The sequence below is a fragment of the Paraburkholderia fungorum genome, from assembly GCF_902833645.1.
GTDB lineage: Bacteria > Pseudomonadota > Gammaproteobacteria > Burkholderiales > Burkholderiaceae > Paraburkholderia > Paraburkholderia fungorum.
Genome location: NZ_CADFGE010000004.1, coordinates 55,187 through 79,475, shown reverse-complemented (window position 1 = coordinate 79,475; position 24,289 = coordinate 55,187). Strand labels below are relative to the sequence as shown.

The window sequence follows — 24,289 nt, the reverse complement described above, 5'->3', positions numbered from 1 at the left end:
GGCATGGGTTGGCTTGTCTCCGGTTTTTTTCTTGCTGTCGCTCGGTGTGGCCGTTCTTTCTCTGGCTAACGAAGCGTGTTGGCTGGATTGTAGGGCGGTTTTTTGAAAAGCTCCAATATGTGAGTGTTGGATTCATATAATGGGATTTGGCCTTGCCGGGGGCTGGGTTTTGGGTTTTAGGCCTGCTCGGCGGGTCGGGTTTTTTTTGGCGTTGCCTTGCTGTCGTAGTGGTCTGTTCTGGTGTTGGTCTTTTGGCCTTTCCTCGATTTGTTCGTGGTCTGTTTGGGTTGGTCTTTTGGCCTTTCCTTGAATTGTTAGTGGTCTATTAGCGTTGCCCCTGTGCGGGGCGGCACCTACTTTTCTTTGCCGGCCGCAAAGAAAAGTAGGCAAAAGAAAGCGGCTCAAACCGCTAATTCTTAAGCGGGTCCCCTGGCTTGGAGGGGGTAGTGGTGCATCTGGAATCTGTGATCTCGCGCACTCTGCGTTAGTGACAAGGCGCTCATCAGTTCCCACTCCGCACTATGTGCGTCGCGGACGGGTCTGCCTGGGAAACCAGCGGCTTCGCTTCGCGCAGCGGGAGCCGTCGGCTCCGCCTCGGCGAGATGCCCCCGCTCTGATTGGCCAACCCCACTTCGGAAATGTCGGTGTGTTGCTTTCGCTTTCGCTGCCGCGGTTGCGCTCGCAGCAGCGGGGCAGAGGCTGGGCAACGGCGAGCAGGGAACCGAGGCAAACGGCAGCGGGAGGCCGCAGCCTGGTGACAGCGATGCTGCCGACGAGTCAGTATCTGGATAAATCGAGGCGTGAAACCGCAGCGGGCGAATCGAGGCGCGAAACCGCGGCGAGCGGATCGAGGGTGGAAACCGTAGCGGGTGGCGATATGAACGAGGTATCGGCGCGCGCAGCGCCGCCGGAGGTATGACTGCCTTGTCACTGAGGCGGAGTGTGCGAGGCGACAGATTCCAGATGCACCACTGCCGCTACTGCGCGGGGGACCCGCTTATGAGCTGGCGGGGTGAAGCCGCTTTCTTTGCTTATCTTTCTTTGCGGCGGCAAAGAAAGTAAGTGCCGCCCCGCACAGGGGCAACGCTAATAAACCACTAACACAGCAAGGAAAGGCCAAAAGACCAACACCAAAACAGACCACTACGACAACAAGGCAACACCAAAAAACCCAGACCCGCCGCCGAACAGCCCCAAACCTTACCCATCAATCAGGCAATTCCGCCGCCCCCATCCGCCGCGCAATAACCCGCGAACGTTGCGCCAGATACCCCGAGCCCCTGTGCTCATCAAAGTACTTAGGCTGCGGCAACATCACTGCCAACCTAGCCGACTGCGCAGCAGTCAACTTCGCAGCCGAAGTCTTGTAGTAATAATGCGCGGCCGCCTCCGCGCCATAAACCCCATTCCCCCACTCAACGGAGTTGAGATAAATCTCGAAGATCCGCTGCTTGTCCATCAAGGTCTCGAGCATCCACGTGATAATCAACTCCTGACCCTTGCGGATATAACTCTTCTCCCGCGACAAAAACAGATTCCGCGCCAACTGCTGAGTAATCGTCGAACCGCCTCGAACAATCCTGCCCTTGGCCTTATTGCGCTCCCAGGCCTGCAAAATGGCATCCGTCTCGTAGCCATTGTTATTCACGAAGTTCGCGTCTTCAGACGCGATAATCGCGCGCTTCAGATTGTGCGAAATCTGCTCGTACGGTACCCACGTATGCTGCACCGAAAGATCAGGCCGATCCTGCGACAAACGCCACGCATCCGAGCGCATGAAAGCCGTCGACTGAGGATTCACGTAATTCCACACCGCGATCTGCGCGAAGTAAAACGCCTGCGTCGCAAGCCACGCAATTGCCACCACCACGCCCAGATAAAACACCCATCGCACCGGGCCTGGCCGGCTCGCGCGCCGCGTTGCTGTCATCGTGACTGGAGTCCTCGAGTGAGTGAGCCGGTGAGTTCCGGGTAAAAAAAGCGCCTAAGCGTGCGACGGCGCCGTCAATAACGCCCGCAATTCAGCCAGCACCGGCGCGCCGTCAGGCCGCACGCCTCGCCACACGTAAAACGATTCAGCCGCCTGCTCGACCAGCATGCCGAGACCATCGGCTGCGCGTGCGCCGAACTTCCGCGCGTGTTCCATGAACACCGTCGGATGCGCGCCGTACATCATGTCGTAAGCAAGCGTGCCGCTGCCGAACGCGCGGTCGTCGCATTCGGGCAACGAAGCATCCAGGCTGCCCGCCGTCGCGTTGACGATCACGTCGTATGCGCCTGCTTCGATCGCCCGCGCACTGCCGCCGCTCAGATGGCAAGCGGCGTCGCGCGCGGCCTGCGCAAACTGGTCGACGAGCGCGTCGGCCTTCGCCGCCGTCCGGTTGACAATGGTCAACGTGTGCGGCGCACGTTCCAGCATCGGCAGCACAACGCCGCGCGCGGCGCCCCCCGCACCCAGCAGCAAAATCCGCGCGCCCTTCAACGACACACCGAGATTCACTTCGATATCGCGCACGAGGCCAAAACCGTCCGTGTTGTCGCCGTAAACACCGCTCGCGTCGAACTTCAGCGTGTTCACCGCACCCGCTGCCGCCGCGCGCGGCGACAAGGTATCGGCGAAGGCATGTGCGTCGAGCTTGAACGGCACAGTCACGTTCATGCCGCGGCCGCCTGCTTCGATAAAAGCCCGCACGTGCGGCACGAAGGCATCGACCGGTGCCAGCAGGGGGCCGTACTCGATCGGCTCGCCAGTCTGCGCGGCAAAACGGCCATGAATGAACGGCGACTTGCTATGCCCTACCGGGTTGCCGATCACGGCGTAGCGGTCATGTAACTGATCCGCGCTCATCGTCCCGGCTCCGCGACGTGCTGCTGATCGGCGGCCGCATCGCCGGTGCCGGTGCCGTTTTCGGCATCGCCCGCTTCTCCCGCGGCACCGTCGAGGTCGGCTTCCGCCTGAACCTCGGCTTCGCCTTCGGCACTCTCATCCGCCACGTCGATGATTTCCTCTTCGCCCTCGTCGGCTTCTTCAGCCTCGCTGCCGCTCGTCACGGTCGGCGCGTCGAGCACATGCAACAGGCGCACGGACGCTTCAACGGTCAGTTCATCGATCGACATCACTTCCATCTGCAAGCGCGTGCCGCGCGCATGCACGCCGAGGCCGGGCACATGCAGCAATAGCGGAATTTCTTCAAGGCGCACGAGATCGCCCTTCACCACCGACGCCACCACCTGCTTGCGGTTCTCCTGCTTCAGCCAGCGCAGGCACCAGAAGTACTCCATGCGGCGCTGGTGATCGGCGTATGCGGTGTAGGTGTCGTCGAACCCTTGCACGACGGCGAACAGATCGGCGTCCTTCGGCTTGAACGGCGCAGCCAGTTTCGCTGTGACGCCGTGCTGCACACAGGCAAGCAACTGCCACTGATTCACGAGGTCGACATAGCGGCGCAGCGGCGAGGTGCTCCACGCATATTGCGTGACGCCCAGGCCTTCGTGCGGAGCGGCATTGGTCTGCATGCGGGTGCGTTTCGGACCGGTCGGCGCGCCGAACGCGCGTTGTGTCCGGTAGATGCCCGGCACACCGTGGTCGTGCAGGAACGCGCCCCACGACGAGTTGGCGAGAATCGCCAGTTCCGCGACGATCGTGTCGAGCGGCGAACCGCGCCGACGCGGCGTGATCGTGATGTGCTCGCCTTCAACGTAAAAATTGAAATCGGTGTTGCGCTGCACTTCACGCCGCAGGCCGTATCCTGCGCGCGCGGTCTGACGCTTTTCGAACAGCGCCTGCGCGAACGGCCACAGCACGGCGATGTCTTCCTTATGCGGATAGTCACCCGTACCGGCGGCCAGCGCTTCTTCGGTGACCAGTTCGTCCAGCGTGTTATGGCGCAAATTATTCTTCACGAACACACGCTCGGCGCGCGTTTCGCTCGCGACGATTTCCTGCGTCTCGCGGTTGATGATCACATACAGCGACAACGCCGGCCGCAAGCCGCCTTCCGCCAGCGTAAAAGCTTCGACGACGCTGTCGGGCAGCATCGTGATCTTGTCGCCCGGCATATAAACGGTCGACAAACGCGTGCGCGCGATCGCATCGATATCGTCGCCACGCGTAATGCCGAGCGCCGGCGCGGCAATGTGCACGCCGATCCGCACGCGGCCATCCGCCAGGTGCTCGACCGAGAACGCATCGTCGATTTCCGTGGTGGTGATGTCGTCGATCGAGAACGCTTCGACTTCGGCTTCCGGCAGGTCCTCCGGCAACGCGCCGACCGTGACCGGCGGGAAACCGGTGCCGTGCGGGAAAAACTCGGAGAGGAATTTCGCCTCGTGCAACGCGCGAGCCGACGCAATCCCGCCGCATTCGAGCATCAGCCGCGCCTGCGAAATGCCGCGCGCCGCCGCCGCGGCTTCGAGCGCCTTGTACTCGATCGTGTTCTTGTCCGGCTTGGTGAGCAAGGCCAGCGCCTTGCTGCCGCTGAAGCCTTCCGGCAGGCGCCCCGCCTTCAGTTCCTCTTCATAGCCGGCCTGCACCAGCGCCTGCTGGCGCTTGCGCTCCAGCCCGGCGAGCGCCATTTTGAGCTGCTCCTGCGGCGCGCGTTGGTACATGCCGCGGCCCTTGCGGCGGAAATACACCGGTGAGCCATGCATGCGCAGCACCAGCGCGGCGCGTTCGATCGCGCCGAACGAATCGCCGAAGTACTCGGCGCCCAGTGTGGCAAACGGGAATTCGTCTTCCGGCGCGCATTCCCACAGGAAATCCAGATCGATGTCCTGCGCGGCCGCGTCAGCCTGCTGCATCAACTCAGCGGCGCTCGGCTTTTCGAACTCGATCAGCACGTCTTTCGCGCGTACCTTGGTGCGCCGGCCGCCCGGCAACTCGACCTGAAAAGCATCGCCCTGGCGCGACAGCACGCTGCCCGCCTTGAAACTGCCCGATTCCTCGAAGAAGACGTTCACTCAATACTCTCGTTCTGACTTGCATCCGCCGGCGCGCCCGATTGGGTTCAGCTATCGGTCACTGCGTGCGCGGCACGGCAACGTGTTCGTGGTAGTGGATCCGCGGCGCGACACACGCGCCGGCGGTATGAATCTGGTGATCCGCAACAGCCTCGCCGCGGGATCGTCGGTACTGTCAGGCCGCTTCGCGCGGCGCCGGCGGCTCGATATCCTCGGCGTCGCAAAAGGCCAGCACCTCGTCGACGTATTGCGCGAATTCGCTGATCGCGTGGTCGCTCCCTTCGATCAGCGTAGTGCGTGCGCCCGGATAGTGCGCAAGCATTTCACGGTAATCGAGCACTTCGTCGCCGGTAGCGGCTATCAAATAATAGCGTTCTGGCCGCGTGATCGACGCGACGCCGAGAGCGCGCAGTTCGTCCAGATGATGCGGCTCGACGGTAATGCTGCCGCCGCCGTGCCACAACGGCTGCTCGCCGAGATAGGCGCTCAGGTCACGCTGCGGCACCACCGCCGGATTCAGCAGTACAGCCGGCCAGCCGTGTTTCTCGGCAAGATGCGTCGCAAAGTAGCCGCCTAGCGAACTGCCTATCACTGTGACGTTCGCCGGCTTCGCGGCCGCCACCAGCGATTCGGCGAGCGCCACGGTCTCGAGCGGCGAGACCGGCAGCATCGGGCAGCACCATTCGTCGCTGCGCCCGAGTTCGACGAGGCGTGCCGCCAGCACGCGCGCCTTGAACGAGTTGGGCGATGAACGAAAACCGTGCAGGTAGAGGATCACGACGTGCCTCGCGCGGAAAGTGCGTCGAGCAGCTTCTGATGCACGCCGCCGAAGCCGCCGTTACTCATCACCAGAATCTGGTCGCCGGGGCGCGCGGCGTGGACCACCGCCTTGACCAGCGCGTCGAGATTGTCGAAAGCCTGCGCCTTGCCGCCGAGCGGCGCGAGCGCTTCGGCGAGATTCCAGCCGAGCGCGTCACGGCCGGACGGCGCACCGTAGCCGAACACCAGATCGGCGCCGGCGAGGCTCGCCGGCAGTTGAGCTTTCATCACGCCGAGCTTCATGGTATTCGAGCGCGGTTCCAGCACGGCCAGGATTCGCGTGTTTTCGTGACCGACACGGGCGCGCAAGCCGGCTACCGTGGTCTCGATCGCCGTAGGGTGATGGGCGAAATCGTCATAGACGGTCACACCGTCGACGCTGCCGCGCACTTCCATGCGGCGCTTCACATTGCGGAAGCTCGCGAGCGACTTCGCGGCTTGTGCCGGCGGCACGCCGACATGGCGCGCGGCGGCGATCGCGGCCAGCGCGTTCATGCGGTTGTGCTCACCCTGAACCTGCCACTCGACGACCCCGACACGCTCGCTGTTGTGATACACGGCAAAGCGCTCGTCGACCGGCTCGCCGTCTTCCGCCGGGAGGGTTTCCCAGCCGCCTTGCACGCCGAAGCGCTCGACTTCGCTCCAGCAACCGCGCGTCAGCACACGCTCGAGCGCGTCCTCACGACCGTTGGTCACAATACGGCCGATGCCCGGCACAGTGCGGATCAGGTGATGGAATTGCGTTTCGATCGCGGCCAGATCCGGGAAAATGTCGGCATGATCGAACTCGAGGTTGTTCAGGATCGCGGTTTTCGGCCGGTAATGAACGAACTTGGAGCGCTTGTCGAAGAACGCGGTGTCGTATTCGTCGGCTTCGATCACGAAGAAGCTCGAATCGGTCAGCCGCGCGGACACCCCGAAATTCAGCGGCACGCCACCGATCAGGAAGCCTGGATTGAGACCTGCGTCTTCAAGCAACCAGGTCAGCATCGAACTGGTCGTGGTCTTGCCATGCGTACCGGCTACCGCCAGCACCCACTTGCCGCTCAGCACATGTTCACCGAGCCACTGCGGACCGGAGACGTACGGCAGGCCGCGATTGAGAATCGCTTCCATCAGCGGATTGCCGCGCGTCACCACGTTGCCGACCACGAATAGGTCGGCATTGAGGCCGTCCAGCTGCTCCGCGCCATAACCTTCGATCAGACGAATGCCTTGCGCCTCGAGTTGCGTGCTCATTGGCGGGTAGACGCCGGCGTCGCAGCCCGTCACGGTATGGCCCGCGCCGCGAGCGAGGACCGCGAGTCCGCCCATGAACGTGCCGCAGATGCCGAGGATGTGGATGTGCATAAGCCTGTCGTGCCGCGCGGGCGTATTTTTTGCAAGGAAGGGGAGTGCAGAGAAGCGGCCGAAACGACCGTCTGCAAAGGACGCTATTGTAACCGACGCCTCCGAATCGCCCTACGAACGGGACCGGCAGCGCGGCCGTCCGCCCGGCCCGTGCCAGGTACCCGGCGCGGCCCGCCCGGAAAGGGCTGTCATCAATCTCTAGTATGATTGAGAGATGGTTCGCAAATCACATTTCGATCCGCAGCGGGTGCGCGAGGAAATCGCCACCGCGGCTGCCCGGATGATCGCTGAAGACGGTCTGGACTACGCAACGGCCAAGCGTAAAGCGGCACGGCAGGTAGTCGGCGAGAGCCGTGTTGCCGGCGAATGGCTGCCGGATAATGACCAGATCGAAGAAGAAATCCGCGAGTACCAGTCGCTCTTCCAGGGTGACAGCCAACCGGCGTTGCTGCGGCGACTGCGTCACATTGCAATCGACTGGATGGAGCGGCTCGCGCCGTTCAATCCGTATCTGACCGGCGCGGTGCTCGGCGGTACCGCTGGCGAGCACTCGGATATTCACCTTCAGGTGTTTTGCGACAACCCGAAAGAAGTCGCGATCTACTTTCTGAACGCCAACATCCAGTACGACGTGTCGGAGACGCGGCATTTTGGCGGCCGCGGCTATGTCGAGACGCTGAGCTTCCTCTGGCGCCCCACGAACGAAGGGCGCGACGCGGAGCCGGCCGGCATCCACGTCGCGCTGTACGAAACAGACGACTTGCGCGGCGCGGTCCGCGCCGACGCGCGCGGCCGTACGGCCCGGGCGAATCAGCAGGCGGTTCAGGCGCTGCTCGACAGCAGCAACGTCACCTCTTCAACTAATTAGACAGACCTGGAATGAATACGAGACGGATTCTGGCAGGCGCGCTGGTCGCGATCGCCGCCGCGGGCGGCGGAATGCTGGCCAACCATTGGCTCAACAGCGACCCGGAAGTCGCCCTCGCGGCGCAACCCGGCTCCGCGCAAAGCGCGGTCGAGCAACTCTGGAGCGCGCCCGTTACCAGTGTCGACGGCAAGCCGCAATCGCTAAGTTTGCTTAAAGGCCACCCAATCGTCGTCAATTTCTGGGCGTCGTGGTGCGGCCCGTGCGTCGAAGAGATGCCCGCTCTCTCGCAACTTCAGCGCGAATATGCAAAGAAAGGCATCCAGTTCGTCGGACTTGGCGTCGATTCGGATAAAAACGTCCAGGCGTTCCTGCAAAAGGTGAAAGTAGCCTACCCGGTCTACGTGACCGGCTTCGGCGGCGCCGATCTCGCCCGCGCGTTCGGCAATAACGCCGGCGGCCTGCCCTTTACCGTCGTTATCGACGCCAAGGGCAATATCCGCTCGACAAAATTAGGGCAAATCGACCCGCAAGCGCTGAAACAGACCCTCGACGCGCTCTAAATTTCACATTCTTTTGACGATCAGATCGGGGTAAAAGGCGCGAAATTAGGCGCAAATCGGCCGAATTTGAGAGAAGATGGGCGTGCGGGGAAGCGGCGAAAGGTCGCCGGCGGCGTTTCGAACGCGCGGGAAACTAGACAAGTTTCTCTAATCAGCGCTAAAGTGCGCCCAATTCCACGGAAAAAGAAGCGACCATGACGCGACTGCTGGTACTGCACGGCCCCAACCTCAACCTTCTCGGCACCCGGGAACCCGAGGTCTACGGCCGCGTGACGTTGCCGCAGATCGATCAGGCGCTGGCGGACCGCGCAGCAGACGCCGGTGTCGAACTCGCGTCGTTCCAGAGCAATCATGAAGGCGCGCTGGTCGATCGCATCCAATCCGCACGGACTGAAGAAACCGATTTCATACTGATCAATCCCGCCGCGTACACGCACACCAGCGTGGCCATTCGGGACGCACTGGCGGGGGTCGGCATCCCGTTCGTCGAGATTCATCTGTCGAACGTACATCGCCGCGAACCGTTCCGGCATCACTCGTATTTCTCCGACCAGGCAGAGGGCGTGATTTGCGGCCTCGGCTGGAAGGGCTATATGTACGCGCTCGAATTCGCGCTCGACCGGCTGTCCGCCGGTTCGTCGCGCGGCTGATTCCAAACACGTCTAATTTGCGCCGGCTGCGTACGCGCCGGCACTTTACGCATTGAAAGGGGCTTCCTGATGGATCTACGTAAACTGAAAACTCTGATCGACCTCGTCTCGGAGTCCGGTATTTCCGAACTCGAAGTGACCGAAGGCGAAGGCAAGGTCCGCATCGTCAAGAATGCGCCGCCGGTTTACGTGCAACCGTCCGCTTCGTATGCCCCGCAATATGCGCAGCCGGCGCCGATGCCGGCCGGCGAAGCGCCGGCTGCAGCAGCGGGCGCCCCCGCTACGCCGGCCGCCGCCGCGCCGCAAGGCCACGTGGTGACCTCGCCGATGGTCGGCACCTTCTACCGTGCGCCGTCGCCGGGCGCCGAGCCGTTCGTCCAGGTGGGCGATACGGTCAAGGAAGGCCAGACGATCTGCATCATCGAAGCGATGAAGCTGCTCAATGAAATCGAGTCGGACAAGTCCGGTGTGGTCAAGGAAATCCTCGTCGACAACGGCCAGGCGGTCGAGTACGGCCAACCGCTGTTCGTGGTCGGCTAACGCGGCACGCGTTGCGCTTTTTTTGCGCCTGCCGCCCGCGCGCCTGCCCTCCCGCGGCGCGCGGCCGATCCTCTGAGGCAGCCTGTGTTGTGATCAACCGGGCGCCTATTGATGAGTCGAAAACCCGCTATGTTTGAAAAAATCCTCATTGCCAATCGTGGCGAGATCGCGCTCCGTATTCAGCGCGCGTGCCGCGAACTTGGCGTCAAGACCGTCGTCGTCTATTCGGAAGCCGACAAGGAAGCCAAGTACGTGAAGCTCGCCGACGAGGCCGTCTGTATCGGCCCGGCACCTTCGAATCTGAGCTACCTGAACATGCCGGCGCTGATCAGCGCGGCAGAAGTGACGGACGCCGAAGCGATCCATCCGGGCTACGGCTTCCTGTCGGAAAACGCCGACTTCGCCGAGCGCGTCGAGCAGTCCGGCTTCACCTTCATCGGCCCACGCCCGGAAACCATCCGGATGATGGGCGACAAGGTCACGGCCAAGCAGACCATGATCAAAACCGGCGTGCCCTGCGTGCCGGGTTCCGAAGGCGCGTTGCCGGAAGATCCGAAAGAGATCGTGAAAATTGCCCGCCAGGTCGGCTACCCGGTCATCATCAAGGCCGCCGGCGGCGGCGGTGGCCGCGGCATGCGCGTGGTGCATACGGAAGCGGCGCTGGTCAACGCGGTCAATATGACCCGCGAAGAAGCCGGCCGTGCCTTCGGCAATCCGCAGGTCTACATGGAGAAATTCCTGGAGAACCCGCGGCACATCGAAATTCAGGTGCTGGCCGATTCGTTCAAGAACGCGGTCTGGCTGGGCGAGCGCGATTGCTCGATGCAGCGCCGCCACCAGAAAGTGATCGAAGAAGCGCCGGCGCCGGGCATCGCGCGCCGCCTGATCGACCGTATCGGCGATCGCTGCGCGGACGCCTGCAAGAAGATGGGCTACCTCGGCGCGGGCACGTTCGAATTCCTGTACGAAAACGGCGAGTTCTATTTCATCGAAATGAACACGCGCGTGCAGGTCGAGCATCCGGTGACCGAGCTGATCACCGGCGTCGACATCGTGCAGGAACAGATCCGCATCGCGGCGGGCGAGAAGCTCGCCTTCCGTCAGCGCGACATCGTGTTCAAGGGCCATGCGATCGAATGCCGGATCAACGCGGAAGATCCGTTCAAGTTCATTCCGTCGCCGGGCCGGTTGACGTCGTGGCATATGCCGGGCGGCCCCGGCATTCGCGTCGATTCGCACGCCTACAATGGCTATTTCGTGCCGCCGAACTATGATTCCATGATCGGCAAGCTGATCGCTTACGGCGCGACGCGCGAGCAGGCGATCAAGCGGATGCGCATCGCGCTGTCGGAAATGGTGGTGGAAGGCATTCAGACCAACATCCCGCTGCACCGCGAGCTGATGCTGGACGCGAAGTTCGTCGAAGGCGGCACCAGCATTCATTACCTCGAAAACCGGTTGGCCGCGAAGCAGCAGGCCGCGCCGGAAGAAGCGTAAGTCATGAGCTACCGGGAACTGATCGCCGAGCTGGCACGCGAGCACGCGGAGGAGTTCTCCGACGCGCTGCTCGAGTTGGGCGCGCTGTCCGTATCGGTTGAAGATGCGGACGCCGACACGCCCGACGAGCAGCCGCTGTTCGGCGAGCCCGGTCTCACGCCGGATCGCACGGCGTGGCAGCGTTCGCGGGTGATCGCCCTGCTCGCGCCGGAACACGAACCGGCCGTGCTGCTCACCGCCGCGGCCAATGAAGTGGGTCTGGAAACCGCCCCCTCGTTTACCGTGCGTGAAGTCGAGGACCAGGATTGGGTGCGGCTCACGCAATCGCAATTCGACCCGATTCCCATCGGCGAGCGCATCTGGGTCGTGCCCTCATGGCACGATGCACCGGACCCCGACGCCCTCGTGCTGGAACTCGATCCGGGCCTTGCGTTCGGAACCGGCAGCCATCCCACCACGCGTCTGTGCATGGAATGGCTGGAGCAATCGGTCAAAGCGGAGCAATCCGTGCTCGACTACGGCTGCGGCTCCGGCATCCTCGCGATCCTCGCCAAAAAGTGCGGCGCCAACCCGGTGTACGGCATCGATATCGACCCGCAGGCGGTCGAATCGGCACGCCACAACAGCGAGCGCAACCGGGCGGAAGTCACCTACGGTTTGCCCGACGCCTGCCCCACCGGCGAATTCGATATCGTGGTCGCCAATATTCTGTCCAATCCGCTCAAGCTGATGGCCTCGATGCTGTCGTCGAAGGTCAAGTCGGGCGGCCGGATCGCGCTGTCAGGCATCCTGGCGCGCCAGGCGGACGAAGTGGCGCAGGTCTACGCACGATGGATCGACATCGGCATATGGCGCGAACACGAAGGTTGGGTATGTCTGACGGGAACCCGCCGCGAAAGCCATTAGAATAAGGCGTATTGCCCAACCAACGGCCTTTCGGCTTACCGGCTCAATATGCTCCTGGCAACGCGTTGCCCCTTCTGCGAAACCGTCTTCCGCCTGCAACCGGCGCAGCTCGCGCTGCGCCGCGGTCTTGTGCGCTGCGGGCATTGCAATGAAGCATTCGACGCCTCGAGCAGCCTGTTCGAACTGAACGAGGGCGGCGACTTCTCCACCGCCAGGCCGGTTGCCGCCGCCGCGGCGATCGAGGCTTTGTCCGGCGTGCGCCCGAAGGAACCCGATTTCAGCGCCGAAGCATGGGATCCGTGGGCGCCGGTCGCCGACGCCACGATCGACAATCGCCTGCTTCACAACGCCCGCAATCTGCCTCTTTCGCCGGTCTCCACCGGGGCTGGCGTCGCGGTCACGCCGCGTCATGCTACCGAGCCGGAATTGCCGGCGAGCGCCTTCACCGCGCCGATTCCCGCCGACAACGAACCTACGCTCGGGCAGACGCCCGGCGAAGCCTCCGCTTACACGGAACAGGTGCCCGCCGATGTCCCGGCCGAGCCTTTCGCTCATGCGGCCAACCCGTCTGTTGAGGCGGCGCCGCGGGTCTGGCACAAGACCGAACGCCCTTCCGAATATCCTGGGGATGCTGACGAACCGGTTCTGAACGAGCCGGCCGGCTTGCATGGGATTCCCGACAACGAGCCGCATTTCGGTGCGGCCGGCTTAGGTGGGGCCGGCTTAGGTTCAGCCGCAGGCTCAGGCGCCCCCGCTGGTTCAGCCGCGGCAGCCGGCTTGGGTACTGCCGGCACGGATGGCCCCGGCACAGCCGCATTCGGATCGAGCGGCGAACCCTTCTCGGTCCAGCCGGTAAATGACGACGGCGTCGATCCCTTCCCGGTAGTGCGTGAAACGCGCGCGCCCGAACCGCGCCGCCTCGGCTGGATCGTCTTCGGCTCGGTGGTCGCGGCGCTGCTGGCCATCGCGCTGCTCGCGCAACTCGCCTGGTGGCAGCGCGAAGCCGTTCAGGTCTTCTTGCCGCGCTCACAGGTGCTGTATGCAAAGGCCTGCGCGCAACTCGGCTGCCAGCTCACGCCGCCGCACGACATCGACGGTTTGCTGGTCGAGCCGTCCGATCTGCGTCAGATCGACGGCCCCCACAAGCTCGAACTGAAGATGCCGTTGCGCAACCGCTTCAGTATTGCGCTGGCCTATCCGGCCATCGAACTCACGCTGCTCGATGACCAGAACAATGTCGCCGTGCGCCGCGTACTGTGGCCGCAAGACTACGTCCCGCCGGGCACGCCGATCGCAGCCGGCCTGCCGGCGCATACGACTCAGACCATGATCGTGCACCTCGACACGGGCAATGCGGTCGCATCCAATTTCCGCGTGCAGATTTTTTATCCGTAACGCAACCTCGCGCGCCCGGCACTGACCGGGCGTATTCACCGTCATCACTGACGAATTTTCGGAGCACAACAACATGAGTCAAGTAACGCTGGGTGGCAACCCGATCGAAGTAGCCGGCACGTTCCCGACCGTGGGCCAGAATGCCCCCGCCTTCTCGCTCGTGGGCAAGGATCTGAAGCCGCTGTCGCTGGCCGACTTCGCCGGCAAGCGCAAGGTGCTGAACATCGTTCCGAGCCTCGACACGCCGACTTGCGCCACGTCGACCCGCAAGTTCAACGAAGCCGCGGCCAAGCTGAGCAACACGGCCGTGATCGTCGTGTCGGGCGACCTGCCGTTCGCCGCATCGCGCTTCTGCACGACTGAAGGCATCGAGAACGTCGTGACGGCTTCCACGTTCCGCGGCCATGAGTTCGCGCAAGCCTATGGCGTCGACGTGACGAGCGGCCCGCTGACGGGTCTGACGGCACGCGCCGTGGTGGTCCTCGACGAGAACGACAAGGTCGTGCACGCCGAACTGGTCAGCGAAATCAAGAACGAACCGAACTACGACGCAGCACTCGCCGCGCTGAAGTAAGACCTTCGCGCACGAACCCCGGCGCCGCGCTTCATGCGCGGCGCTGTCACGTCGTCGCGCCCATTTTCTTTATCGATTTTTACAGGACGCTCACCTTGGCTACGCTGATTTGCGGTTCGCTCGCCTACGACAACATCATGACCTTCGAAGGCCGCTTTCGGGAGCACATCCTGCCGGAGCAGGTTCACATCCTGAATGTGAGCTTCCTTGTGCCGACGATGCGCCGTGAATTCGGCGGCTGCGCGGGCAACATTGCCTACTCGCTGCATCTGCTGGGCGGCAATGCGCGCATCATGGGCGCGCTCGGCGCGATCGACGCGCAGCGCTACATGGACCGTTTCGCGCAACTCGGCCTGTCGACGGAGAACGTGCTGGTGGTGCCGGATACCTATTCGGCCCAGGCGATGATCACCACCGATCTGGAAAACAATCAGATTGCCGCGTTCCATCCGGGCGCAATGATGCAGGCGCATCTGAACCGCGCCGACGAAGCGAAAGGCATCACGCTGGGCATCGTCGGGCCGGACGGTTACGACGCCATGATCCAGCATTCCGAGCATCTGGCAGCGGCCGGCGTGCCGTTTATCTTCGATCCGGGCCAAGGTTTGCCGCTGTTCAACGGCGAGTCGCTGCGCCGCATGATTGAACTTGCTACTTACGTAGCTGTCAACGATTACGAAGCCAAACTGGTGAGCAACAAAACGGGTTGGTCGATCGAGGAAATCGCCGGCAAGGTCGAGGCGCTGATCATCACGCTCGGCGAGCAAGGCGCACGAATTCATCACGCCGGCGGGATCGAAGAGATTCCGGCGGTCAAGGCACAGCAGGTGCTCGATCCCACGGGCTGCGGCGACGCGTTCCGCGGCGGCTTGTTGTACGGCATCGAGAACAAGCTGGGCTGGGCGACCACGGGGCGCCTGGCGAGCCTGATGGGCGCGCTGAAGATCGAACACCAGGGCCCGCAAAACTACGCGCCCAGCCGGGCGGAGATCAACGAACGGTTCAAGCAGGCGTTCGCATACGACCTGCCGTAATACCGCAAGCTATTGGAGTTAGGGAATGAGAACAACGAGTCGCCTGGTCGTGGCCGCCTTGATCGCCGGTTCGCTGGCCATGTCGGGGTGTGCATACAACAGCAGTTCCGCCGACGTCTACACGGCATCGCAGGCACAGCGGGAAGAAACGGTTCGCATGGGCACGGTCGACAGCGTGCGCGCAGTGAAGATCAGTTCGAACAACGGCCAGCCGAGCGGCCTGGGCGCGATCGGCGGCGGCGCACTGGGCGCGGTAGCCGGCAGCGCGATCGGCGGCGGCCGCGGCTCGATCGTGACCGGCATCATCGGCGGCCTGGCCGGTGCGGTGGCAGGCAATGCGGTCGAGAACGGCGTCGCGGTGCACGACGGCCTCGAGATCACCGTGCGACTCGATAACGGCGACATGCGCGCAATCACGCAAAGCGCCACCGGCGAGATCTTCCGCGCCGGCGACCGCGTCCGGCTGCTCTCCAGCGGCGGCGTCACGCGCGTCACACACTAGGTTTCCCCTCTCGTGCGGTCGCGCTTCACGCGCTTCCGCGACGACCTCAAACGCATGCCCTCCCCTGTGCATGCGTTTTTTTTCGCCTGCCGGTTTTAAAGCGTTTCTGGTAGCGGGCGCGTTCGCCAGGGCAAAAAAAATCCCGTCGCCAGAAACCCGGCAACGGGACCCTGACCGAGTAGCGCTCGGTCATGCTACTTAAGCGCTACTCGATCATCGACACAGGTACGGCGTGTCGAAGTACTTCTTCCGCTTGTCGTCCAGATTACGGACGGCTGCCCGTCGGGAACGGCCATGCCGCTGCCGGGTTCAGCGCGGTCTTCACCGTTGCTGCCGGTGCGCTCGAGACAGAAGTCGCAGCGGGTGCAGGAGCCGCCTTCTTGGCGACAGCCTTCTTCGCAGGCGCAGCCTTCTTGGCAGGAGCAGCGGCCTTCTTCGCGGCAGCCTTCTTGGCAGGCGCAGCCTTTTTGGCAGCAGCCTTCTTCGCAGGCGCAGCTTTCTTGGCAGCAGCCTTTTTCGCAGGCGCAGCCTTCTTCGCAGCAGCCTTCTTAGCCGGTGCTGCTTTCTTTGCTGCGGCCTTCTTCGCCGGTGCTGCCTTCTTCGCTGCAACCTTCTTCACTGCAGCTTTCTTCGCCGGTGCTGCCTTCTTGGCCGGCGCCTTCTTCGCTGCAACCTTCTTCACGGCGACTTTCTTGGCTGCAACCTTCTTGGCCGGAGCAGCTTTCTTCGCTGCAACCTTCTTAGCCGGTGCTGCCTTCTTCGCTGCAACCTTCTTCACTGCGACTTTCTTTGCAGCGACTTTTTTCGCCGGAGCAGCCTTCTTGGCCGGTGCAGCCTTCTTGGCTGCGGGTTTCTTAGCTGCCGCTTTCTTTGCAGTTGCCATCATTTTCTCCTTCAGGTTTTCAGATGAGAGTCAGTTCAAACTACACCCTTCGTCAAAACCCGTTTCCCGCGGACGCTTCTCAGGGCGCGCGCTACGAAGCGGGCTATTCATCGGCGTACGCAGGTGCCGCGCGCTTACGCTAATGAATGCGGTAAGGCGCGCGGTGCCAATGGGCACCGCGCGCCAGATCTGGTCGATGCTGGATATCAGCATCGGCAATTGCTTGATCGGGCCGCCGGCGCGAACGCCAGCGGCTTTTTCCGGGGGGAAGTTTGCCCATCCCACTGAAGGGTTCGCAAAGTGCCAGCCATGTTTGTGGGCCGCGAAGGCACGCGGCGCACCGGGCACGATTTGCATCAGGCGGTTCTGCTCCTAACTAAATTGCCGCGGCCGAAGCCTGCCGGCATCCCCAAAATGAAATGCATCTGCGACTCGGACCCGGATCACTCCCAGGTCAACGCGCCGCCAGTCTGATATTCGATCACTCGCGTCTCGAAGAAGTTGCGTTCCTTCTTCAGGTCGATCATCTCGCTCATCCACGGGAACGGGTTTTCCTCGTTCGGGTACAGCGGATCGAGACCGATCTGCTGGCAACGGCGGTTGCAGATGAAGCGCAGATAGCTCTTGAACATCGACGCATTGAGGCCGAGCACGCCGCGCGGCATCGTGTCTTCCGCGTAACGATACTCAAGTTCGACCGCTTGCTGGAAGATCTCGCGGATGTCCGCGCGGAACTCAGCCGTCCAGAGTTGCGGGTTTTCGAGTTTGATCTGGTTGATCAGGTCGATGCCGAAATTGCAGTGCATCGACTCGTCGCGCAGGATGTACTGGTACTGTTCCGCCGCGCCGGTCATCTTGTTCTGACGGCCAAGCGCCAGGATTTGCGTAAAGCCGACGTAGAAGAACAGGCCTTCCATCACGCAGGCGAACACGATCAGCGAGCGCAGCAGCGTCTGGTCGGTCTCGAGCGTGCCGGTCTTGAAGCCCGGATCGGTCAGCACATTGATGTACGGAATCAGGAATTCGTCTTTCGCGCGAATCGAGGCAACCTCGTGATACGCGTTGAAGATTTCGCCTTCGTCGAGGCCCAGCGATTCGACGATGTACTGGTAAGCGTGCGTGTGGATCGCCTCTTCGAACGCCTGACGCAGCAGGAACTGGCGGCATTCGGGCGCCGTGATGTGGCGGTAGGTGCCCAGCACGATGTTGTTGGCGGCGAGCGAGTCAGCCGTCACGAAGAAGCCCAGGTTGCGCTTGACGATGCGGCGCTCGTCTTCGGTCAGCCCGTTCGGGTCTTTCCAGAGGGCGATGTCGCGCGACATGTTCACTTCTTGCGGCATCCAGTGGTTAGCACAACCCGCCAGATACTTTTCCCAGGCCCACTTGTATTTGAACGGCACCAACTGGTTGACGTCGGTCTGGCCGTTGATGATGCGCTTGTCGGCGACATTGACCCGCGCTTCGGAAATCGCAGCCGTTCCGGCAGCGTGAGCAGCGGCAATGCCTTTTTCGAAAACGTCTTGAGACGCGAAGACGTTTCGGTCCGAGGGAGCATGAGGAGCGGAACGCGTTCCGACTTGCGAACCGACAGCCGATCCCGCAGCGTTGCGCAACACATTCAGTTGCGTAGCGCTCGAGGGAGTTACGGCAGTGATCTCGTCATCCCAGTTGAGCATAAATGTCACCATCAATTTAGAACGGTTTGTACCATCTTTTCACGAGCGATAAAAGAGTTCGCTGATGAAAAATCCTGTTTTCGATTCGCGTTGCTACGTTCATACAACACTTTGTTCAACAGACTGTGTGTGTCGCCTCATGTGAAGCGTGTTGAACGCGTGTCGTCGAAGTGCTGCGCGAGCTCGAAGAGCAACGTGTCGAAGCGACGTTTCGCTGCTCTATCTATCTGTATTGCGGAGCGTGCTTGCAGCGTTTTGCGATTGCTTCCTGCTGCCTCGCCGACGCGGCGGATTGCCTGTTCGTCAGTACTGGCGAGGTGAAGTTCAATGCAATGTCGAGCGATGCTTCTGGCCGGCTGTGTCGTTCGACCTTTGACCGGAGCGTTTGCTGAGCGCTTCATGTCGAGCGCTTCGTCTGTGCTGCCGACTGCTTCATCTACTGCCTGCTTACCGCTTGCCACGCTTCGCTGCTGTTCGACGAGCGGTGTAACGTCGATTCTGTTTCGCCGCGCCGCTCGTCTACTTCACTTCTGTACTGCTTCTATCAGGCTTGCCGATCGCTGCATGCGGGTCTTTACCTACCCCATCCGCCACGCAGCGATCCTGCCGCCTGCTTCGTGCTCGCCTCGCAGTTGCCAGACGCTTACTGGCAAGCCTCGCACTCGTCGAAACCCGGGTCGCCCGGACGCATCATGCACACCGGACCGTCCGCTTCCGGCGCTGCTTCGACTGCAACGGCCGGCGCTGCCGCCGCTACCTGGATGCCGCCCGAAGCCGCACCGCCGTTCGCGCCGAAGCTGCCTGCCGCGCCACCGCCGACACCGCCCGCGCCGCCCGACCCTTCGCCGCCACCCGAGCTCACCGCGTTCAGCGCGCCGTGTGCCACCGTCGACTTCTCGACGTGCGTTGCCGCCATCGTGCGGAGGTAGTAGGTGGTCTTCAGGCCGCGCACCCATGCGAGCTTGTAGATCTCGTCGAGCTTCTTACCCGACGCGCCGCCCATGTAGATGTTCAGCGACTGCGCCTGGTCGATCCACTTCTGACGGCGCGAAGCCGCTTCGACCAGCCACTTCGGATCGACTTCAAACGCGGTCGCGTAGATCGCGCGCAGGTCGGCCGGGATGCGGTCGATGCGCGAGAGCGTGCCGTCGAAGTATTTCAGGTCGGCGACCATCACTTCGTCCCACAGGCCGCGCGCCTTCAGGTCGCGCACCAGGTAGTCGTTGACCACCGTGAATTCGCCCGACAGATTCGACTTCACATACAGGTTCTGGAAGGTCGGTTCGATACAGGCCGACACGCCGATGATGTTCGAGATCGTCGCCGTCGGCGCGATCGCGATGCAGTTCGAGTTGCGCATGCCGTAGGTGGCGATGCGCGAACGCAGTTCGGTCCAGTCCATCGATTCGCTCGAATCGACTTCGACGTAACCGCCGCGCGCTTCGGCCAGCAGCTTCACCGAGTCTTGCGGGAGGATGCCGCGGTCCCACAGCGAGCCGCGGTAGCTGGAGTAACGGCCGCGTTCCTGCGCCAGTTCGGTCGACGCGTAGTAAGCGTAGTAGCAGACCGCTTCCATCGACGTATCGGCGAACTCCACCGCCTCTTGCGACGCGTACGGCGTGCGCAGCAGGTGCAGGCAGTCCTGGAAGCCCATGATGCCCATGCCGACCGGACGGTGCTTCAGGTTCGAGTTACGTGCCTTGGCAACCGCGTAGTAATTGATGTCGATTACGTTGTCGAGCATGCGCATCGCCACGCTGACGGTGCGCTTGAGCTTGTCGTGGTCGAGCGCCAGGGTGCCGTCAGCCTGCTCCTTCAGGTGAGCGACGAGGTTCACCGAGCCCAGGTTGCAGACGGCGATTTCCGAGTCGCTGGTGTTCAGCGTGATTTCCGTGCACAGATTCGACGAGTGGACGACGCCGACGTGCTGTTGCGGCGAGCGCACATTGCACGGATCCTTGAACGTGATCCACGGGTGGCCGGTTTCGAACAGCATGCCCAGCATCTTGCGCCACAGTTGTGCCGCCGGCAGCTTCTTGAACAGCTTGATCTCGCCGCGCGCGACCTTGTCTTCGTAAGCCGTGTAAGCCGCTTCGAATTCCGCGCCAAACTTGTCGTGCAGATCCGGGCAGGTGGACGGCGAGAACAGCGTCCAGTCACCGCCTTCGTGCACGCGCTTCATGAACAGATCGGGAATCCAGTTCGCCGTGTTCATGTCGTGGGTGCGGCGACGGTCGTCGCCGGTGTTCTTACGCAGCTCGAGGAATTCCTCGATGTCCAGGTGCCACGTTTCCAGGTACGCGCAGACCGCGCCCTTGCGCTTGCCGCCCTGGTTGACCGCCACTGCGGTGTCGTTGACGACCTTCAGGAACGGCACCACGCCTTGCGACTTGCCGTTGGTGCCCTTGATGTGCGAACCGAGCGCACGCACGCGCGTCCAGTCGTTGCCCAGGCCGCCGGCGAATTTCGACAGCAGCGCGTTTTCCTTCAGCGCTTCGTAGATGCCGTCGAGGTCGTCGTCGACCGTGGTCAGGTAGCACGACGACAGTTGCGAGCGGCGGGTACCCGAGTTGAACAGCGTAGGCGTGGACGACATGAAGTCGAAGCTCGACAGCACGTTGTAAAACTCGATCGCGCGCGCTTCGCGGTCGATCTCGTTCAGCGACAGGCCCATCGCCACACGCATAAAGAATGCCTGGGGCATTTCGATGCGCACGCCGTCGTGATGCAGGAAGTAACGGTCGTACAGCGTTTGCAGACCGAGGTAGCCGAATTGCAGGTCGCGGTTGTTGTCGAGCGCCGCGCCCAGGCGCTTCAGGTCGAACTGCAGCAGCTTGTCGTCGAGCAGCTCGGCTTGCACGCCGCGCTTGATGAACTGCGGGAAGTACTCGGCGTAGCGCTCGCCCATTTCCGTCTGCGTGACTTCCTCTTCGAGGATCTCGCGGCGGATCGTGTGCAGCAGGATGCGTGCGGTGACCTGGCTATAAGCCGGGTCCTTTTCGATCATCGTGCGGGCAGCCAGAATCGCCGAGTCGTAGACCTGGCTCATCGGCACGCCGTCGTACAGATTCTTCACCGTTTCCGCGATGATCGGATCGGCGTTCACGGCGTCGCCCAAGTTCGCGCAGGCGGATTCGATAATGCCGCGCAGCGCTGCCATGTCGAGCGGACGCGTCACCCCGTTGTCGGTGACGTTCAGACCCGGCGTGTTGGCGACGATCTGCTCGTCATGGCCGCGCGCCTGAGTGCGCTTCTCGCGATACAGCACGTACGCACGCGCGACGTTGTGTTCGCCGCCGCGCATCAGCGCGAGTTCGACCTGATCCTGGATGTCTTCAATATGGAACGTGCCGCCGTTCGGGCGGCTGCGCACGAGCGCGCGCACCACGTTCTGCGTGAGTTGCTCGACCAGTTCGCGCACGCGCGCGGAGGCTGCGCCTTGACCACCGTTGACGGCCAGGAATGCCTTCGTCACGGCGATGGCGATTTTCGACGGTTCGAACGACACCACGCTGCCGTTACGGCGGATCACCTTATAGTCGGCGTAGGTCGTTTGCGGCGCGAGCGGCTGCGCGCCTTGTGCCTGGCCGAAGGTCTGGCCAGTCTGTGAACCCTCGTACCGGGTCGTCGCGTTGTCGGTGGTTTGCATGTGCAAAGCTCCTGGTCCTGGAAATGGTGCGGAGAAAGCCGCGGATTAAAACGAACGCTGCGCCGCCGCGTGCGCAAGCGATGGGGTGCAGGAAAAAGGCCGGCTGAGCCGGGTGGCGGGATGCGACAGCGATGAAGCCTGGTTCGAATTGATGACGGTCTTCACGCTATAAGTCGCGATCACTTGCTGTGCCCTTTCCCTGAATTTTTCTGGACGCTGCCGACTTGTTACCGGGCGCGCCGCAGGAATTTTTTCAATGCCTGGAATGCTTGCGGCGCCATGCTCGGAAGCGGGGCGCCGCTGACTTGTTCACTTGGTTATGCACTCAGTTATTCACACGGTTATGCACAGCTCACCACAAGATATAGTGCAAAACCGAATTTCTGGCACCAAGTATAGTGGAGATTCGAGACAGGTCAAATCGTTTTATTTGCTTTCGAAGTCTTGACTTTTGCATAGCGCGGCGCGAAGCCGACTCCCCGGAGAACAAGGCAGCGCCTTGTTCTCCTCGCATCACGCGAACTCGCGCGAAGGGTCGTTATCGCGTTTTGGAAAACTTGAGATAGGGGAAATACTGATCCGCCAGCGCGGTGTCGCGCTGCAGACGCTGCCACTCGAAATGGGGCCCCGGATCGGTCTTGCGGCCGGGCGCGATGTCAGAGTGACCGGCCAGTCCCTCGACTGGATAGCGAGCCTTGAGCGCCGTCACAAGCGCGGCGAGCGTGCGGTATTGCGCCGCTTCGAAGGCAGTCGTGTCACTGCCCTCCAGCTCGATGCCAATCGAGAAATCGTTGCAGCGCTCGCGGCCGAAAAAATTCGACGGCCCGGCGTGCCATGCGCGCTCGTTGCAGGAGACGAATTGCTCGAGGGCGCCGTCGCGATGGATCACGAAGTGCGCCGAGACCCGCACGCCGCGCAAATGCGTGTCGTAGTAGGGGTGGGCGTCGCAGTCGAGCGTGTTCTGGAAAAGTTCGGCAATCGCCGTGCCGCCGAACTCATTGGGCGGCAAGCTGATGTTGTGCACGACGATCAGCGTGGGCACGGCCCCTTCGGGTCGCGCTTCGAAATTCGGCGAGGGAAGTTTGCGTGCGGCAGAGACCCAACCGTCGGCGTCGACGGTGAACGCGAGATTCATCGAGCGTCGCGGCCCGTGGGACGCGCGCCATGGCGCTGAGCGTGCGAGGCGCTGCAGAACGCCTGCCCCGCGACCACCACGGAGTCGCTCTTCGGCGCGTGCACGCCGCACTCGGCGCAACGGATCATCGGCTCGGCGAGCTGCGGCTGTGCGGAAGCGGGTCCACGCGCGCCGCCGTTCGGACCATTCTGGCCGCCTTGGCGATTTGCCCCACCGGCGCCATTCGCACCAGCGCCCCCCGCGCGCTGCGACGCTTGCGCGTCATGACGACGCAGCGCCTTGACCAGCCATTGGCCGACGATGAACAACAGGATCAGCAGAAAAATTTGTCGCATAGCAGGACACTCACACTACAGCACGGTGCAACAGCACCTCGAAGACGAAACGGCTGCCGACGTACGCCAGCAGCAGCGCGACGAACGACGCCAACACCCAGCGCAATGCCGCACGGCCGCGCCAGCCGGACACCTTGCGCGCGGTCAGCAGCGCGCCGAACATCACCCAGGAAAGAATCGCGAACACGGTTTTGTGATCGAGCCGCAATGCACGGTCAACCAGTTGCTCGCTAAAAATGATGCCCGAGAGCAGCGTCAGCGTGAGCAGCACGAAGCCCGCGCCGATCAGACGGAACAGCAGCTTTTCCAGAGTCAGCAACGGCGGCAGCGTGTCGAGCCAGCTCGACAGCCAGCCGTTACCCGCAGCAGCCGCATTGCGTTGCGACATGCCGCCGCGCATTGCGTGCAGACGCCGCTCGACCAGCAGCATCAGAACCGCGTGCAGTGCCGCGATAGCAAACAGACCGTACGCAATATTGGCGATCAGGAAATGCAGCTTGAACATGGGCGCAGCCGAATACGGCAGCACGCGCACGCCATTGAAGGCCAGCGGCAATAAGGAAGCGACGCAGGCGAGTGGAAGTACAAGCAGGCGCAAGCCGTCGAGCGGGAAGAAGAAGCTCTCGATCCAGTAGATGCCGGCGCCGAGCCAGAACATTGCTGACAGCGCGAACGCGAAACCGAACACCATCGCGTTCTGGGGAAAGATGGTGGCATGCAGCAGCACACCGTGGGCGAGCAGCGCGACGAACAGTAGCGCGCGGCCCGAGCCGCTCATGCCCGAAGCCGCCGAGACGCTTGCCGTGGCCGGCACCGGCGGCACGCTCTCGAGCATGGGGCGCAGGGCGGCGTGCCGGTGCGAGCGCCAGCCGGCCACGGCGAGACCGCCGTACAGGAGCGCAGTGAGGGCATACAGTACAATATCCATATTCGAAGTTTACACTAGGCCCCTGCTCC

The 24,289-nt window shown here is 62.6% G+C and carries 23 protein-coding genes; 10 read left to right on the top strand and 13 right to left on the bottom strand.

Annotated features, from left to right (window positions below; genetic code table 11):
* Positions 1-1,207: 1,207 nt before the first annotated feature.
* The 5 genes from mtgA to mpl form a co-directional block, all read right to left on the bottom strand.
* The gene (gene mtgA, locus HWX91_RS14850) at positions 1,208-1,930 is read right to left on the bottom strand and encodes a monofunctional biosynthetic peptidoglycan transglycosylase (protein ID WP_028196445.1); all 723 of its coding nucleotides are present in this window, start codon (positions 1,928-1,930) and stop codon (positions 1,208-1,210) included.
* 54 nt (positions 1,931-1,984) lie between these two features.
* A complete protein-coding gene (gene aroE, locus HWX91_RS14845) occupies positions 1,985-2,848 on the bottom strand; it encodes a shikimate dehydrogenase (RefSeq protein ID WP_028196446.1) in 864 nt (287 codons plus the stop codon).
* The gene (locus HWX91_RS14840) at positions 2,845-4,959 is read right to left on the bottom strand and encodes a ribonuclease catalytic domain-containing protein (RefSeq protein WP_028196447.1); all 2,115 of its coding nucleotides are present in this window, start codon (positions 4,957-4,959) and stop codon (positions 2,845-2,847) included. The genes aroE and HWX91_RS14840 overlap by 4 nt, the downstream gene beginning before the upstream one ends.
* A 175-nt stretch (positions 4,960-5,134) precedes the next feature.
* A complete protein-coding gene (locus HWX91_RS14835) occupies positions 5,135-5,737 on the bottom strand; it encodes a YqiA/YcfP family alpha/beta fold hydrolase (protein ID WP_028196448.1) in 603 nt (200 codons plus the stop codon).
* A complete protein-coding gene (gene mpl / locus HWX91_RS14830) occupies positions 5,734-7,128 on the bottom strand; it encodes a UDP-N-acetylmuramate:L-alanyl-gamma-D-glutamyl-meso-diaminopimelate ligase (protein WP_028196449.1) in 1,395 nt (464 codons plus the stop codon). Before mpl ends, HWX91_RS14835 begins: the two co-directional genes overlap by 4 nt.
* A 214-nt stretch (positions 7,129-7,342) precedes the next feature.
* Here mpl and HWX91_RS14825 point away from each other — a divergent pair, with 214 nt between their 5' ends.
* The 10 genes from HWX91_RS14825 (at position 7,343) to HWX91_RS14780 (ending at position 15,654) form a co-directional block, all read left to right on the top strand.
* Positions 7,343-7,996, top strand: coding sequence for a hypothetical protein (locus HWX91_RS14825; protein WP_028196450.1), 654 nt, complete (start codon positions 7,343-7,345; stop codon positions 7,994-7,996).
* Positions 7,997-8,007: 11 nt separating this feature from the next.
* A complete protein-coding gene (locus HWX91_RS14820) occupies positions 8,008-8,556 on the top strand; it encodes a TlpA family protein disulfide reductase (protein WP_028196451.1) in 549 nt (182 codons plus the stop codon).
* A gap of 194 nt (positions 8,557-8,750) precedes the next feature.
* Positions 8,751-9,206: a type II 3-dehydroquinate dehydratase gene (gene aroQ / locus HWX91_RS14815; protein ID WP_028196452.1), complete on the top strand. Its 456-nt coding sequence runs from the start codon at positions 8,751-8,753 to the stop codon at positions 9,204-9,206.
* A gap of 69 nt (positions 9,207-9,275) precedes the next feature.
* Positions 9,276-9,746: an acetyl-CoA carboxylase biotin carboxyl carrier protein gene (gene accB / locus HWX91_RS14810; RefSeq protein ID WP_028196453.1), complete on the top strand. Its 471-nt coding sequence runs from the start codon at positions 9,276-9,278 to the stop codon at positions 9,744-9,746.
* 129 nt (positions 9,747-9,875) lie between these two features.
* Positions 9,876-11,243 carry an acetyl-CoA carboxylase biotin carboxylase subunit gene (gene accC, locus HWX91_RS14805; protein WP_007180351.1) on the top strand — a complete coding sequence of 456 codons (1,368 nt, stop codon included), beginning with the start codon at positions 9,876-9,878 and terminating at the stop codon, positions 11,241-11,243.
* Positions 11,244-11,246: 3 nt separating this feature from the next.
* Positions 11,247-12,149 (top strand): 50S ribosomal protein L11 methyltransferase, encoded by a 903-nt coding sequence (prmA, locus tag HWX91_RS14800; RefSeq protein WP_028196454.1) that lies wholly within the window; start codon positions 11,247-11,249, stop codon positions 12,147-12,149.
* 48 nt (positions 12,150-12,197) lie between these two features.
* Entirely contained in the window at positions 12,198-13,544 is a 1,347-nt protein-coding gene (locus HWX91_RS14795) for a zinc-ribbon and DUF3426 domain-containing protein (protein WP_028196455.1), read from the top strand.
* A 73-nt stretch (positions 13,545-13,617) separates the two neighbouring features.
* Entirely contained in the window at positions 13,618-14,118 is a 501-nt protein-coding gene (tpx, locus tag HWX91_RS14790; RefSeq protein WP_028196456.1) for a thiol peroxidase, read from the top strand.
* 95 nt (positions 14,119-14,213) lie between these two features.
* On the top strand, positions 14,214-15,152 hold the full coding sequence (locus tag HWX91_RS14785) for a carbohydrate kinase family protein (RefSeq protein WP_028196457.1): 939 nt from the start codon (positions 14,214-14,216) through the stop codon (positions 15,150-15,152).
* Positions 15,153-15,177: 25 nt separating this feature from the next.
* Positions 15,178-15,654, top strand: a complete 477-nt coding sequence (locus HWX91_RS14780; RefSeq protein WP_028196458.1) for an outer membrane lipoprotein — start codon at positions 15,178-15,180, stop codon at positions 15,652-15,654.
* A gap of 265 nt (positions 15,655-15,919) precedes the next feature.
* On the opposite strand, the gene HWX91_RS14775 is transcribed toward HWX91_RS14780, so the two are convergent.
* The 8 genes from HWX91_RS14775 to HWX91_RS14740 form a co-directional block, all read right to left on the bottom strand.
* Positions 15,920-16,537, bottom strand: a complete 618-nt coding sequence (locus tag HWX91_RS14775; RefSeq protein ID WP_028196459.1) for a histone H1-like DNA-binding protein — start codon at positions 16,535-16,537, stop codon at positions 15,920-15,922.
* A gap of 30 nt (positions 16,538-16,567) precedes the next feature.
* Positions 16,568-16,894, bottom strand: a complete 327-nt coding sequence (locus HWX91_RS14770) for a hypothetical protein (protein WP_028196460.1) — start codon at positions 16,892-16,894, stop codon at positions 16,568-16,570.
* Positions 16,895-16,980: 86 nt separating this feature from the next.
* A complete protein-coding gene (locus HWX91_RS14765) occupies positions 16,981-18,213 on the bottom strand; it encodes a ribonucleotide-diphosphate reductase subunit beta (RefSeq protein ID WP_028196461.1) in 1,233 nt (410 codons plus the stop codon).
* Positions 18,214-18,350: 137 nt separating this feature from the next.
* A complete protein-coding gene (locus HWX91_RS14760; protein WP_127837952.1) occupies positions 18,351-18,674 on the bottom strand; it encodes a hypothetical protein in 324 nt (107 codons plus the stop codon).
* Between the two features lie 182 nt (positions 18,675-18,856).
* The gene (locus HWX91_RS14755; protein ID WP_028196463.1) at positions 18,857-21,862 is read right to left on the bottom strand and encodes a ribonucleoside-diphosphate reductase subunit alpha; all 3,006 of its coding nucleotides are present in this window, start codon (positions 21,860-21,862) and stop codon (positions 18,857-18,859) included.
* Between the two features lie 538 nt (positions 21,863-22,400).
* Positions 22,401-22,997, bottom strand: coding sequence for a 1,6-anhydro-N-acetylmuramyl-L-alanine amidase AmpD (ampD, locus tag HWX91_RS14750; RefSeq protein ID WP_028196464.1), 597 nt, complete (start codon positions 22,995-22,997; stop codon positions 22,401-22,403).
* A complete protein-coding gene (locus HWX91_RS14745) occupies positions 22,994-23,332 on the bottom strand; it encodes a PP0621 family protein (protein ID WP_028196465.1) in 339 nt (112 codons plus the stop codon). Before HWX91_RS14745 ends, ampD begins: the two co-directional genes overlap by 4 nt.
* A gap of 10 nt (positions 23,333-23,342) precedes the next feature.
* On the bottom strand, positions 23,343-24,260 hold the full coding sequence (locus HWX91_RS14740; protein ID WP_028196466.1) for a cytochrome C assembly family protein: 918 nt from the start codon (positions 24,258-24,260) through the stop codon (positions 23,343-23,345).
* Positions 24,261-24,289 lie beyond the last annotated feature (29 nt).